This is a genomic window from Leptothoe sp. LEGE 181152 (genome assembly GCF_032906605.1).
In the GTDB taxonomy this organism is placed as follows: Bacteria; Cyanobacteriota; Cyanobacteriia; order Phormidesmidales; family Phormidesmidaceae; genus Leptothoe; species Leptothoe turfae.
Genome location: NZ_JASATU010000012.1, coordinates 153,184 through 167,458 on the forward strand (window position 1 = coordinate 153,184; position 14,275 = coordinate 167,458).

Here is a 14,275-nt window from a genome sequence, read left to right on the forward strand (position 1 = left end):
AGATTGCAGCTCTATTGAAACGATATAGTTTAAATACGTCTAACACCAATACATCTTGTATTATGACTCATTACCAAGATGCTTTTATTTCCTATGGTCGGGCAGATAGCAAAGCCTTCGCTACAAAGCTAAATGACCAGCTGGTCGATCAAGGATTAGATGTTTGGTTTGACTTTGAGGATATTCCTCTAGGCGTAGACTATCAAAAACAGATTGACACCGGTATTGACCGGGCTGACAATTTTCTCTTTATCATTTCACCTCATTCTGTTAATTCATCCTATTGTGGCTTAGAAATTGAGCGGGCCATATCGCGAGGGAAACGGATTATTCCGATCTTACACGTCGAAGAAATTAGCCGAGAAATTTGGCAACAGCGCAACCCCCAAGGTGCAGATGCAGATTGGGAAGGCTATAAGGCTGCTGGGAAACATTCTAGTTTTTTAAATATGCATGCTGCGATCGCAAAAATCAACTGGATTTACTATCGCGAAGGCATTGATGATCTTGACCAGTCCTTTCAAGGACTGTTAGCGATCTTACAAAAACAGAAAAAATATGTACGCCGCCACACCATCCTGTTAAAGCAAGCGCTTTATTGGGAATATCATCAAAAGCAATCTGGCTATTTGCTAATTGGAAAAGAACGGCAAACCGCAGAAGCCTGGCTCACTCAACCATTTAAAGATGAGCAGCCTCCTTGCCTACCAACAAATTTACATTGTGAGTTTATTACTGAGAGCACTAAAAACGCCCATAATCTGATGACTCAGGTGTTTTTAGCCCATGCCGAAGAAGACATTTCTTTTCGGGAACAACTGCGTCAGCGTTTAATACGGGAGAACATTACTGTTTGGACCAACAAAACCGATATTCTCACTGGCACAGACTTTAAACGAGCCCTCAAAGTCGGCATTGAAGAAACAGACAATATAATTTATATTCTTTCCCCCGCAGCCTTAGAGTCCACCTATTGTCAGCGAGAGATTGCCTATGCCCAGTTATTAAACAAACGGATTATTCCCCTGCTGGTTAAACCGTTGGATATGCAGCGGCTTCCTCCCCGCCAACGCTCCCTTCAGTTTATTAACTTTTCAGACAACACCAGCCTCGAACAGTATGAAGATGATATTGCCAAGCTATTACGAATTTTGCGCCATGGGGCCGACTACCACAGCGAGCATAAACAACTACTAGCAAAAGCTCTAAAGTGGAAACGCCAGCATCGCAATCCCAGCATTTTGTTAAGGGGCTACAATTTACGCCATGCTGAAACCTGGCTAAAAGTCGCTCAAGACCGTCTCCAACAAGGACCTACAAAATTACAGACCACCTTTATTAAAGAAAGCTTACGCCAGCCTCCGGCCCAGTCACTAGACGTTTTTATCTCCTATTCCCGTAGCGATTCAGAATTTGCTCGTCGTCTCAATGATACCCTTCAAATTCAGGGTAAAACCACCTGGTTTGATCAAGAAAGTATTAGCTTTGGGGTAGACTTTCAGCAGGAGATTTATCGAGGCATTGCCTCAACGGATAATTTCTTGTTTGTGATTTCTCCACAGGCCGTAAACTCTCCCTACTGTGCTGATGAGGTCGCCTATGCAGCCAGCCTAAATAAGCGCTTTATTCCTCTATTGTATCAGTCTGTCGATACCCAACAGTTGCCTCCTGAGTTAGCTAAAATACATTGGATTGATTTTTCACCCCAAACCCACGACTTTTTAACTAGTTTTAGCCAACTAGTACGTACCCTGGATACCGACCGCAACCACGTGCAAAGCCATACAAAGTGGTGTCAACTGGCCATTGAATGGGAACAGAAAGATCGCAGTGCCGATCTGTTGTTACGAGGCAGTGAATTAGTGATTGCTGAAGCCTGGTTACAGGAAGCCGAAATTGGCAAAAAACAGCCTCCTGCCACATCATTACAACAAGCATTTATCCATGCTAGTCGTGCCGCCCAGAGGTCTGAAGAGGCTGCTGAACAGCAGCGCCAGATCCACCTACTTCAGCTACAAAAAGAGCGTACCCAAGAAGCAGAAACCCGGCTCGCTGAACAGAAAAAGTATGCCAAACGGCAACGGTGGTTTGTTGGAGTGCTGAGTGTTGCCTTAATCGTCGCCACTGGGTTAGGCGTGGTCGCCTTGATGTTGTTTGGTTGGGCTCGCGTGAGTGAACAACAGGCTAAGACCAGTGAGCAACAGGCTAAAGCCAATGAAGTAGAGGCCATCAGCCATACCTCAGAAGCACTATTTGTCTCCCATCACCAGCTGGAGGCCCTGCAAGCAGCTCTGCAAGCTGGAAGAGAGTTAGAAACAATGATCAATCCCACTGACCAACAGACTATTCCCGTCATTCGGGCATTGGGCTCGGTGCTCTATGGTATCCATGAAGCCAATCGGTTTTCAGGCCATGCCAACCTGGTATCCGATATTAGCTACAGCCCCGATGGTAAACATTTGGCCTCAGTCTCCTGGGATCATACCCTACGGCTTTGGCGCTGGGATGGCAAACTGTTACGGGTGTTTAAGGGCCATAATGAAGCAATTTATAGCGTTGCGTTTAGCCCTGACGGTCAAACCCTAGCCTCTGCCAGTGGTGATCGCACTGTGAAGCTCTGGGATATCGAGGGGACCCTGCTCAAAACTCTCAGCGGCCACCGCAAGACTGTCCGGGCCGTTGAGTTTAGTCCCAACGGCCAGCTGCTTGGTTCCGCTAGTGATGATGGCGATATCCGTATTTGGAATCGGGATGGTACTCTGCGCCAGACACTCACAGCGCACCATGGGGGCAGTCCAGTGCTGACACTGGTTTTTAGCCCTGATGGTCAAACCCTGGCTTCTGGCGGCGGAGATGGCACGATTAAGTTGTGGTCCGTCGAGGATAACCAACCAGAAAAACTGTTGTCCGGTCACCGCCAGGCAATCTCCAGTATTGTCTTTAGCCCCGATGGGGCAACCATTGCCTCTAGCAGTCGAGATCGCACTATTCGACTCTGGAATTCTGATGGGACTGCCCGGCAAGAACTCAAGGGGCATACGGCCTCAGTGGATAGTGTAGCCTTTAGCCATGATGGTGAACGGCTGGCATCGGGCAGTCGCGATCGCACTATTAAACTATGGAGTTTGACTGGCCAGTTATTAAAAACACTACAGGGCCACGAAAATGAAGTACAGACAGTCACCTTTAGTCCAAATCATCAACTAGCCTCAGCCAGTGCAGACAACACCATTCGCATTTGGCACACTCAGGAAGACCTGGTAACCGTCCTGGATGAACACAAAGAACCGATGCGGGATGTCAGCTTTAGCCCCGATGGGACCTTAATGGCCGTAGCTGAGGGGAAAAACGATATTAAGATCTGGCACTCTAACGGTACCCTGCTGCAAACTTTAAAAGGTCATAACAATATCGTGCATTCGGTGACCTTTAGTCCCGATGGCCAAACCCTGGTTTCCAGCAGTTACGATCAAACAGCAAAAGTTTGGCAGGTGGGTGCTAATCAACCGGCACACACATTGTCTGGTCATCAGGGACGCGTCTATGCCTCTAGCTTTAGCCCCGATGGTAAAACCTTGGCCACGGCTAGTCGCGACACCACCATTAAGCTTTGGGATCTGGAAACTGGTAATCTGCTACAAACTCTTTCTGGTCATAGCGATCGGGTTTATGACGTCACCTTTAGCCCCGATGGCCAATGGTTAGCTTCCACAGGACGAGATACCCATGTTCACCTACGGCTACGACACATGGATGGTAGCTTCGCTAATGAGCCTGCTCGTGTGCTTACCTTAGATGAAGAAGACCGTGCCTGGAATAGAGCGATAGAGTTTAGTCCCGATGGCCAAACCCTGGCAGTGGCAGGCTATGACAAAGCGATTCGCCTGTGGAGTTTAGAGGGAGAATTATCACATACATTAACCGGTCACGGTGCCTGGGTGTATGGCATCAGCTTTAACTCCGATGGCACGTTACTTGCCTCCGCCAGTGGCGACAAAACAATTAAACTGTGGCATCTGGATGGCAAGTTACTATTAACCTTGGCAGGTCACAATGACTGGGTCTTTAATGTTACATTTCATCCAGAACACTCACAAATTGTTTCTGCCAGTGCAGATGGAAAAGTCATTCTCTGGAAATTACAGTTCGAGCTAGAGAACCTGATGAAACATGGTTGTGATTGGGCAAGGTTTTACTTGCACAACAATGTGGAGATGGATGAGAACGCTCGCCAACTGTGTAACGGTTAGGATGCTATTGCCATAATCTTTCCGAGATAGGAAGAATGCTAGTAATAACAAGACTGAAAGAAACAATGGAGCTGATGTCGGAGAGCTTAACTCTAGCCTATGGAAACGTACATAGGATGGGGTTTATTGCTTTTAGTCATAGTTGTGTGAATAAAATCTTGTAAGCCAGCAATATCTCTAGCAAGCCCTTTTTCCCTACTTTGTCGATCCAGAATCCGAAATCGTTGAGAATTGATGCTGACGTATGAATCAATAAATCGCCGATGGGATTTTTCCTTAATTGAGTTGATGGGAATTAAAATAGCGGCTTCGATCACATTGCCAAACTCAAGATTACAAACACTGCCAAAGTAACGAAGCTGATCGCTTGTCTTTAGATAACTATTGAGCAATGATGGCATTGACTGTCCTGTTTTCTTAAGTTGAACCCTAAGAGAATTGAGGGCAGTTTTATCAGAGCCCTCTGCCCATGAAAAATGGGGAAATGAACTATTAAGGGTAGCCGGGTCATGAATTCGACAATGGATCTTAGGGACAACCAACCTGTCTTGAGTCATCCCGTAACGTTGCATAAACGGCAATAATAGCGCTTGGACAGAGTAATAATGGGGTGATGCAATAGTCACTTTGCCAAAAAAATAGTCCATGTCAGGATACTCTCGTATCAAAGCACCCAACCCACACCAGACTGCAAATAGTCCTAGTCTGCGTCGTTGGGCACTACGATTAACAACTGAGCGCCCTAGTTCAATGGTCTTAGGCAAATATTGCTCTCGAAACCGTTGGGAAAAATCAAACAGTTTAGCTGTGGCCAGATCCAGCCTACCGTCCACATGCAGAGCATCACGGCAGAGAATGTAACGATGCATGGAGACAATTTCTTGAGCAACGGGATCCCATACCACGAGCTGACGATAGGGAACCGGTCCATAATCAAAGCAATCGATATCTTTCGGTTTTCCACTGCCACCTCCCTCCCGGCGAAATTCGACTTCTCGAATCCGGCCAATTTCGGTCATCACCCGAGGCGCATCATCCGCCGTTACCAGATAGATCTCTAACCCTTTATGGGTCCGAATCAGCTTGTCTACAGTCAACTCAGAGGACAAGACCTGTTTGTCAATGGCGTTGGTGATGGAGGGCAGCATTGTCGATGTCGCATTCATTAGTAACACCTTTCAAGTTATAGCGATCAAAGAGGATACCATCCTTAGAAGATGTGCCACTTTACTGGTGAGACGCCAGAAGTCTAGTTGGTACGGATGACATTACCACTAGCTGCGTCCTCAACCACAGCAATCCATAGACTTAAGCCACTGATTAGCAAGGATAACAGTGAAAAATAACAACGTTAACGTTTGTATCAGAGAAGAGATTTTGAAGCACTACAGGAATATGCTGTACACATGAGTTGAAAAGCTCATAGCCACAATACAGGGAGGTCTAACGATAGATATTTCGATAGAATCATCAGAAGGCTCAAAGACAACACCCAAGCACATCACTGATATTTCTTCTTACTTGCACTAGAGAGCCCTGTTTATAGTCAGTTCGCCTGACATTAAATACCTCTAAAAAGTCTTGTTTATTTTAGAAGAGTTCCTCAGCTGAGTGTTCTGGGTGTTGTTGTATTTTAAACCTGCACTCAATCCATCGCTACAACATCCGGGGCTAACACAGGAATACACCGTTAATCCCTGACTCAATCCCTAATCCGCTTACACCGCAGTGATCGCCGACACAAACCAAGCAACCTTGATGGTTGTATAAGCAGACCATAGGCATATCGGATAAAGAGAATGACATAACCTATGGCTAGCTTACTGTGAATTCACAGACAACGCAAGTGAGTGCATAACGTCTTTCAACCCCTACATCTGAGTAGAAAGAGCACTATATTTCTTAACCCTTTATATCTAAATCGAAGCCCCCATGGGTCTTAGCACTTGTGGGGTTTCTTATATAGCAGTTATCTCACCGACTAGTACAAGATAACTGATTCACCCACCCTCATAACCCTTTGAACAATAAGCAGAAAGTTGATTAATCTTTAGGTTTTGGGAATCAACTGTAATGCTTTGACGCTGTCTTTGTAACGGATAAATTGAGTCTAGGCAGGAGGGAGTTTATTAATGAGGAATATGAGACTCTCCTAAAAGAGGATGTCGAGTATGTGCCACTGATAGGCACTGCGGAATTTGTTAACCTGTATAAACAGGTTAAGACCTGAAGAAAATTGTAAGCCTACAATAAAACCAATGAGAATTACTTCACACCATGCGACTTGATGGATAAAGTCAAATTAAGGTGATACTCTACACAGATATCTTGATACTACATAGATATTCTTGTTTAACGAGCCATAGATGTCGAATTCCATGTCGACTCGAAATATGGCTCCATACGATGCTATCCAAGGAGACACTGTGGAACACGTTGGCATTGAAGCAATGAATGTTTTCGGAGGTACGGCCTACTTGGATGTAAGTAAATTGGCTGTGCATCGCAAACTGGATGTTGATCGTTTTGAGAACCTTCTGATGAAGGAAAAGACCGTAAGCTTGCCTTACGAGGATCCGATCAGTTTCGGAGTAAATGCAGCTAAACCGATTGTGGACGCGTTGAGTCCGGCTGAAAAAGATCGCATCGAACTGCTCATCACGTGTACGGAGTCGGGGATCGATTTTGGTAAATCGATCAGTACCTACATACACCATTATCTTGAACTCAATCGAAACTGTCGCCTGTTTGAACTCAAAAATGCCTGTTATTCCGGGGTTGCTGGTCTGCAAATGGCAGTCAATACAATTCTTTCTCAAACATCGCCCGGGGCAAAAGCCTTGGTAGTGGCAACAGATATCACCCGTTTTCTGGTTGCGGAGGGTGGTCAAGAGCTGACGCACGACTGGTCATTTGCCGAGCCTAGTAGCGGGGCTGGCTCAGTTGCCATGCTAGTCAGCGAAATGCCCTATATTTTCCAGGTCGATATCGGTGCCAATGGCTATTACGGGTTTGAGGTCATGGACACCTGTCGTCCGGTTCCCGACAGCGAAGCGGGTGATGCGGACCTATCGCTATTGTCCTATCTAGAGTGTTGTGAGAAGGCCTATCTGGAATACCAAAAACGCGTCAAAGATGTCGACTATACCAGCTCCTTTGGCTACCTCTCGTTTCACACCCCGTTTGGTGGCATGGTCAAAGGGGCTCACCGCAACATGATGCGCAAGATGGCCAAGGCTAAGCTACCGCAGATTGAGGAAGATTTCAGCCGTCGGGTTGCACCGGGTCTCACCTATTGTCAGCGGGTCGGCAACATTATGGGGGGAACAATGGCATTGTCCCTGGCCAGCACCATCGATTGCGCGAGTTTTGATTCACCGCAACGGATCGGATGTTTTTCCTATGGGTCTGGCTGTTGCTCTGAATTTTTTAGTGGAGTAGTGACCAGTGAGGGACAGCAACGTCTTCGTCGCATGGGGATTGAGGCGCAATTGAATCGGCGTTACGAGCTATCCATGGAGGAATATGACAAGATGCTGTTGGGTAATCACGCGGTTCGTTTTGGCACCCGCAACGCGACATTAGACCCCAACTTTATGCCTGCAGCAAGATCAGCAAGGAATGGGAAACCGCTGTTGTTTCTCAAAGCGATTCAAGAATATCATCGTGAATATGAGTGGGTATCGTAATGGAGCAATACGATACCATACGCATCAGGTTTGACGGTCCAATTTGCATGCTACAGATTAACCGTCCAGAAGCCAATAATACTATCAACGATCTACTGATAGCAGAATTCCAAGACGTGCTTCGGAGGTATCGAGACACAATTACCGTTCTGGTAATTGAGGGATTGCCTGAAGTGTTTTGTTTTGGGGCAGATTTCCAGGCGATCGAGCGTAGTCTAGCGGGTGGTGAAGCAAAGGGGCAGGATCCTGAACCTCTGTACAATGTCTGGTTAGATCTGGCCACTGGGCCTTATGTCAGCGTGGCCCATGTTCGGGGAAAGGCCAACGCAGGCGGTATGGGATTTGTTGCGGCCTGCGACATTGTTCTGGCCAATGAAACCGCCATATTCAGCTTGTCCGAACTGTTGTTCGGACTCATGCCTGCCTGTGTGCTGCCGTTTCTAAACCGTCGCATTGGCTTTCAAAAGGCTCATTACCTGACCCTGATGACCCAACCCATCTCCGTTCAAAAAGCTGAGGCTTGGGGGTTGGTGGACGCTTATGATGCCAACAGCGAGAACCTGCTCCGTAAGCATCTGCTTCGCCTGAGACGGCTTTCTAAAAAGGGCATCACCCGTTATAAGCGTTACATGGGCGATCTCGATGGCTCGCTCGCCCAGGCACGCCCCCAGGCTTTGGCGGCCAATCTAGAGGTTTTCACCGACATGGACAATCTTGATAAAATTGCCCGCTATGTTACAACAGGGGTATTCCCATGGGAGGAATGAGCACGGTATCGGAATCAGTGGTCAATGTTAAGGAGGTGGAACCCTATATTGTCCAGGTGACCATGTGCGATCGCGTGCACAAGAATACCTTCACCCATCAAATGAGCCGTGAACTGATTCTTGCTTTCCAAAGCATCGCAACCAACAACACATTTAAGGCCGTTATCCTGACTGGCTTTGACAGTTATTTTGCCAGCGGTGGCACACAAGAGGATTTACTGACCCTCCAGGAAGGGAATGGAAAATTTTCAGACAACAACATTTATGGCCTCGCCCTCGATTGCCGGATCCCGGTAATTTCAGCTATGCAGGGGCATGGCATTGGCGGCGGATTTGTGATGGGTTTATTTGCCGACTTTGTGATCTTAAGCAGGGAGAGTATTTACACAACCAATTTTATGAAGTACGGATTCACGCCAGGCATGGGGGCCACTATGATCGTTCCCCATAAGTTAGGACCAGTCCTGGGGCCAGAAATGTTGCTTCAAGCCCGTCGCTACCGGGGGGCAGAGTTAAAAGAGCGAGGCGCTGTTTTTCCTGTTTATCCAAGAACCGAGGTCATGAAGCAGGCATTGGACGTAGCTCGGGACCTAGCTCGGATACCGCGTGTTTCCCTGATCACCCTGAAGGATCATCTTGTGCAGCAATTGCGGAAGGATTTACCCCGGTTCATTGAACAAGAAGTAACCATGCATGGCATCACCTTCCATCAGCAAGAAGTAAGAGATAACATTCGGTCTTTATTCGGCAAATAACATCACCTGACCCATGAATGATCTGCTCACCTTATTTAAACGCAAGCTGAATACTCAAGCGCCTACATCCCCTGATAACAGACCAACCATTGCCCGACCGCTCGGCAAAATGGAATATTCCGCCTGGATCTTTGACCAAGCGAGCCCATTTAACATAGGTGCGGCTGTGGATATTCATGGCAATGTGACTGAGGATACTTTAGCGCAGGTGCTTCGTTGGTGCCAAATACGGTATCCGATGCTTCGCAGCATCCTACGCCAGGAACATCAGAAACTATACTTTGCCTGTTATGAGCCAGCAGAAGCACCGGTAATCCCCATCGAAATGTGTTCAAGCACCGAGGAGAATCGAGATCGGATTGCCACCGAAGAATTGCGCCGACCATTTGACGGCTATCATGAGTTAATGATCCGGGTAAAACTCGTAAGATTTTCCGAGGATTACTGCTCCGTATTCGTAACCTTTCAGCATTTAATCGGCGACGGCTTTTCCCATGCAAACCTGTTGGTGGACATTGTCAATTTACTTGGCAAAATCTCCTCAGGTGAAAGCTTACCATCACCGGAATCGCTTCCCTTCCCGCCGATGCTGGAAGATGGCATGGCCTCCCGTTTCAAGGGGATTAAAGGTCTGTTGCAAATGGTAGGCTGTCAATCAAAGGTAATGGGGCAAATCAATCAGCTGGGTGACATGCCAGCACCGTTGCGCAACGATGCAGATGTGCCGTTTGCTGAGCGATTGCCCATCGTCGAAACCTTTTCATTTGATGCTACAGAAACAGCGTCCCTAATTGCATATGCCAAGCAAGAACAGGTCACCCTTTACGCGCTGCTCATCGCCATCACCATGGATGTCATTCACCCGCTCCTGGCCGAGAGCCCAAAGCAAAAAGATACAACCGAGCGGGTCATCACCATGCCCATGCCCATCAATCTCCGTCCTTTCCTGTCCATTCCCAAAAATGATTTTGGCTTGTTCTCCTCTACCGTGGATGTGGTTCGCAAACTAACGGATAAAAAAAACATCCCCGAGATGGCCAAGGATATTAGACGCGAAATCAAGTCCGCCATGAAGAAAGATTCTCCCCGGTTGTTTGTGATGCCAACGGTTGCGGCCATCATGGACTGGAAACTATTTTTCCCAAAAGGAAGCAAAGGTGTTGATCGAGCGGCTCGGTTCATTGTCAGCATGGCTAAGTACAGTTCCACCAGCTTGACGTTTCTAAATCTACAAAAAATGTCGACTAAGACTGGCAATTTTACGGTCACTAATGCCCGCGGTTACGTAGCCCCGTCGATACTCGGAACTGCTCTTTTTAGCGCTGTCTTATTCGAAGACCTACTAAATATTCACCTGAGTTACAACGAGAAACAATTCAGCAGCAAGGATGCTGCTCTGTTAAAACATCGCTTTAAAACAACGGCGCTGGCCGTAGCCAAGGGAAACAACACCATGGCTCAAAGCACAGCTTAATCAGCTTGGACAACTGGTGCCCAGCAATTCCCCTCATAAGTCTATAGAGTGGATAGGTTCTGGAAAACCCCAGTGACGCAATAAACGCAGCGGTTGGCGACTCCGAAAGGCTGTCGCCACCATGTAATTTGGTGATGCTAGCCATTGCTCAAAAAACCAGTCACCAGCTTGGTTAAGCAGTCGAGGACCTCCTTCTCGTAGTTCAAATGCAATGCGTTCAAATGGCATTGACAGACCAAGTCCGAGGGCTTTTGAATAGGCCTCTTTGAGTGTCCAATACCGACTAAAAAGCAGAGGTCGCTCAGAGTCTGGCACCGTCAACAAGCTAGCCAACTCGGCAGGGGCAAGCACATTTGCAGCCAAGTGTTCCAAACAATTAAAGCGCTCGACTGACTCCACATCCACACCACAATCTAACTCGCGCGCTACGATAACAGCCACCATGCCACGTGTATGTGAAATATTGAAGCGCAAGGGTGGAAAGCCATACCCTGTAGCAATTTCCGGTCGACCGTAGGGGGTGGATTCGAAAACCCAATTCTGCGGTGCCACGTCCAGTTCAAATGATGAGAGAGCATGTCGGGCAAGGCCATGGGCCGCACGATAAGCATCCCGATCCAGATCGAACTGGAACCGTCGCATTTGCTCAATTTCTGCTGGCACGAGTGCAGCTTCGCAGCGCAGAATATCGACTCCACTAAGCTGAGAGACATCGACTACCCAAATCTTTGCAAGATTGTTAGTCAATGATCTCATTGCAGAGCCGATTTCAATCGATATGGCAACTCTCGATTCATCTAATCGTCAAGCCAGTCATGAAGACTATCAATAGCTGATTTCGGCATGAATCTCTTGGCCTGCCTTTCATTCTCTTTGTGGGCCTCAGAATTCTCAACTACATGCTTCCAAGCAGCCTTTTGGGCTTTGTGGTTATTAGTCAAAATATCCACGAGAGAGCTGTGCTTCTTATTACTCTCCGATTCTTCATGCAGCTCGCTTAACTTCTCGAAATAAACAGCAGCAGCTTTAGAAAAGACTTTGATCTCGTCCGTCAGGCCACCGAGAAGCTTATCGGTAGCAGGCTTATCATCGTCGTTATCGGATGCATCAATGACTTCAACATCATTATTTTTCTGGTCAGACATGATAATTACTTCCTATTTGACTAGTGTGTTTAAGTTGACCGTTATCTAAGGTGGTATCACCTATCGTTGAAAACTGATTGTGCCATGGGGCATCTGCCCCCTACTTCACCATTGCGATGACGATTTGAGTATCGTCTTCGACTTTTCCCTCTGCTTCCAACCCCTTCAATATATCTGAGATTTTATCCATGATGGGGCCATCAAAGTTTTCCCTTAGTTGGGTAATATGTGAGCGAGGCTTTTTCCCGAGCTTTACCAAAATTGGCTTCGTCGCGGCTAGACTCACTTCGGGAATCGCGCCAGGTAAAACTCCAGTCTCAAGGAAAACCAAGGCGCGCTGCTGGAAACTAAACGAGTTTTCATAGCCAATAACCTCAGCATAGCCCGTGCCGTTGGCAAATTGGCCACTGGTATCTGTGAAATCTACAGGCATCTCACTGGCAAGGCTCCAATCCTCTGCATTAAATGTAGCGTCATCTGACCATGCCGTCACATTACCTGCCAGGGCATGAGCCCAGGAATGATCCTTAACATTAGTTAGGGTCCAACCATTAGGGATGAGCGCATTTGGGGGATAGGGACCGGACGCATTCGTAATCGTTGGCAATACTTGAAAATTCGTGATTTTCATCTCTCCGACGAGTGGAGGTTTCTCAGGGTTACTAAGAATGGTTACGTCTAACTTACCCTCTTTGATCGATGTATAGTAGCTAGATGTGGAGATTATAGGTAGTTGCGGCGAGAGGCCTATCGGATTTGGTCCAACATTTAAACCGATGGTCATTAGAGTATCTTTGTTGGCCAGGTTCAAATACATCCAACACCAACCGAGAAAAGGCTGGCCATCGTCAACAAAGGGGATACTGTCATAACCAGGAGTTTGCTGAGGCGGATTTTCCAAACTGCCATTCAGGTTTTGATGATCAATCCAACCTAAGCCAGACTCTACCTGATACGTTTTGCCCTCCACCATGACCGTACCAGACACCTTGATCTGGGGCCAACCATACTCAAAGCCAGGAGCGGGTAATTCGGTGAATCCGCAACCATTAACACCGCGAAGGAAAAAAGCGGTCTCAGGGGTAAGCTCATCCTGACAGTCTGCCACCAGGTCCAAACGCATACGGTCTCCATCGTTCACCTGCGCTCGCAGCGGCAGAACATTCTTCGAGCCGGAGAAAGAATCTGGACCACACACAAAGCGAAAATTCTCACCAGGTTTGCTGTAAGCTATATGCCCGCCTTTAAGAGGCCACTGAAGGTTTCGATTTCGCCGAATGAGTCGTCCCTTGCCATTGTCTGTTTTCATAACCACAGTCACCTTAGAGGCGCAAATAAGGGATTCCTCATCGCTCCACTTCGCCTCCGTTTGAGCCGTAGTACCGACAATGCGATTCTTTTGCAGCCAAATCATTACACCAATGCGCTGCGATTCACCATTCGGGCCTTTGGTATTCAGATCACAGCTCAAATAATGCCACTCGGGCCCCATTTTTGGATGTAAATGGTGATCCTTCGGAAAACTGAGGGGCTGCTCAGGCCCAGCTGTCTCCATATCAAAGCTGGCACCTCTGCCGAGAAGTCGTTGAATAATCAGCGCTGTTTGCGATGGATATGAAGATTCATCCAATCCACGAGCAGCCCTTTGAAGGACCTCATAGTTTGGGATTTGAACGGCTTCACCAGTTGCTGGATCCGTAATCTTGTTAACGGCAGTGTTAACAGATTCCAAGTATTTCAATATAGTCCCGGAGACCGGTTTTGACTGGGTAATGTTCACGATATCTCTAGCGAGCTGACAGATGCACTAAGTTGATAACCGATTCGAACAAGTTCGCCACAATAACCTGGCGAGTCATTGAGATCAAGTAAGAAATAACACTTTTGAGAAGGAATCCTGCGTTGTCTTCTTCTATTTCTTTAATACTTTATGGCCTATAACAGGTACCACGATACAGTGAATGGCTAAGAATAACAATTTTTAATCATAATAATCTCTGACATTTAGGCACACCTTGCAGCTGACTGAAAGTATCTTTCTTCAGGTGAGTAAGTCTCATATTTTCTTATGGGCACCTCGATTAATTCAAAAATAGAGTCTCAATATGAGATCATGGTTACGGATTAGGGTTGACAGGGAGACTTCTGATGGGACAACAAGGATTTTGGGATTTTGAGACCCGTCATCAAAAGCT

At 47.1% G+C, this 14,275-nt stretch carries 9 protein-coding genes; 5 read left to right on the top strand and 4 right to left on the bottom strand.

Annotated elements, in window-relative coordinates; all coding sequences use genetic code 11:
* Positions 1-62 precede the first annotated feature (62 nt).
* Positions 63-4,250 (top strand): TIR domain-containing protein, encoded by a 4,188-nt coding sequence (locus QGP82_RS07125; protein ID WP_499058054.1) that lies wholly within the window; start codon positions 63-65, stop codon positions 4,248-4,250.
* 92 nt (positions 4,251-4,342) lie between these two features.
* On the opposite strand, the gene QGP82_RS07130 is transcribed toward QGP82_RS07125, so the two are convergent.
* The gene (locus tag QGP82_RS07130; protein ID WP_163699964.1) at positions 4,343-5,416 is read right to left on the bottom strand and encodes a GNAT family N-acetyltransferase; all 1,074 of its coding nucleotides are present in this window, start codon (positions 5,414-5,416) and stop codon (positions 4,343-4,345) included.
* Between the two features lie 1,260 nt (positions 5,417-6,676).
* On the opposite strand from QGP82_RS07130, the gene QGP82_RS07135 reads away from it, so the two are divergent.
* Genes QGP82_RS07135 through QGP82_RS07150 form a run of 4 tightly spaced genes read left to right on the top strand, consistent with a single transcriptional unit; the run spans position 6,677 to position 10,935 of the window.
* Positions 6,677-7,939 (top strand): hydroxymethylglutaryl-CoA synthase, encoded by a 1,263-nt coding sequence (locus QGP82_RS07135; RefSeq protein ID WP_163671846.1) that lies wholly within the window; start codon positions 6,677-6,679, stop codon positions 7,937-7,939.
* Positions 7,939-8,706, top strand: coding sequence for an enoyl-CoA hydratase/isomerase (locus QGP82_RS07140; RefSeq protein ID WP_163699966.1), 768 nt, complete (start codon positions 7,939-7,941; stop codon positions 8,704-8,706). Before QGP82_RS07135 ends, QGP82_RS07140 begins: the two co-directional genes overlap by 1 nt.
* Positions 8,694-9,461 carry a polyketide synthase gene (locus QGP82_RS07145; RefSeq protein WP_163699968.1) on the top strand — a complete coding sequence of 256 codons (768 nt, stop codon included), beginning with the start codon at positions 8,694-8,696 and terminating at the stop codon, positions 9,459-9,461. The genes QGP82_RS07140 and QGP82_RS07145 overlap by 13 nt, the downstream gene beginning before the upstream one ends.
* Positions 9,462-9,474: 13 nt before the next feature.
* Entirely contained in the window at positions 9,475-10,935 is a 1,461-nt protein-coding gene (locus QGP82_RS07150) for a condensation domain-containing protein (RefSeq protein ID WP_499058057.1), read from the top strand.
* A gap of 33 nt (positions 10,936-10,968) precedes the next feature.
* Here the strand turns inward: QGP82_RS07150 and QGP82_RS07155 are convergent, their stop codons facing one another.
* From QGP82_RS07155 to QGP82_RS07165, 3 genes are all read right to left on the bottom strand, one after another.
* A complete protein-coding gene (locus QGP82_RS07155; RefSeq protein ID WP_499058058.1) occupies positions 10,969-11,682 on the bottom strand; it encodes a 4'-phosphopantetheinyl transferase family protein in 714 nt (237 codons plus the stop codon).
* 50 nt (positions 11,683-11,732) lie between these two features.
* Positions 11,733-12,080: a hypothetical protein gene (locus QGP82_RS07160; protein WP_163670421.1), complete on the bottom strand. Its 348-nt coding sequence runs from the start codon at positions 12,078-12,080 to the stop codon at positions 11,733-11,735.
* 100 nt (positions 12,081-12,180) lie between these two features.
* The gene (locus QGP82_RS07165) at positions 12,181-13,821 is read right to left on the bottom strand and encodes a lipocalin-like domain-containing protein (protein ID WP_499058060.1); all 1,641 of its coding nucleotides are present in this window, start codon (positions 13,819-13,821) and stop codon (positions 12,181-12,183) included.
* Positions 13,822-14,275: the final 454 nt, after the last annotated feature.

What these genes read in the sequence shown, in the direction of transcription:
- QGP82_RS07160 (WP_163670421.1), bottom strand. Translation starts at nt 12,080, where the DNA reads ATGTCTGACCAGAAAAATAATGATGTTGAAGTCATTGATGCATCCGAT.
- QGP82_RS07125 (WP_499058054.1), top strand. Translation starts at nt 63, where the DNA reads ATGACTCATTACCAAGATGCTTTTATTTCCTATGGTCGGGCAGATAGC.
- QGP82_RS07140 (WP_163699966.1), top strand. Translation starts at nt 7,939, where the DNA reads ATGGAGCAATACGATACCATACGCATCAGGTTTGACGGTCCAATTTGC.
- QGP82_RS07150 (WP_499058057.1), top strand. Translation starts at nt 9,475, where the DNA reads ATGAATGATCTGCTCACCTTATTTAAACGCAAGCTGAATACTCAAGCG.
- QGP82_RS07145 (WP_163699968.1), top strand. Translation starts at nt 8,694, where the DNA reads ATGGGAGGAATGAGCACGGTATCGGAATCAGTGGTCAATGTTAAGGAG.
- QGP82_RS07130 (WP_163699964.1), bottom strand. Translation starts at nt 5,416, where the DNA reads ATGAATGCGACATCGACAATGCTGCCCTCCATCACCAACGCCATTGAC.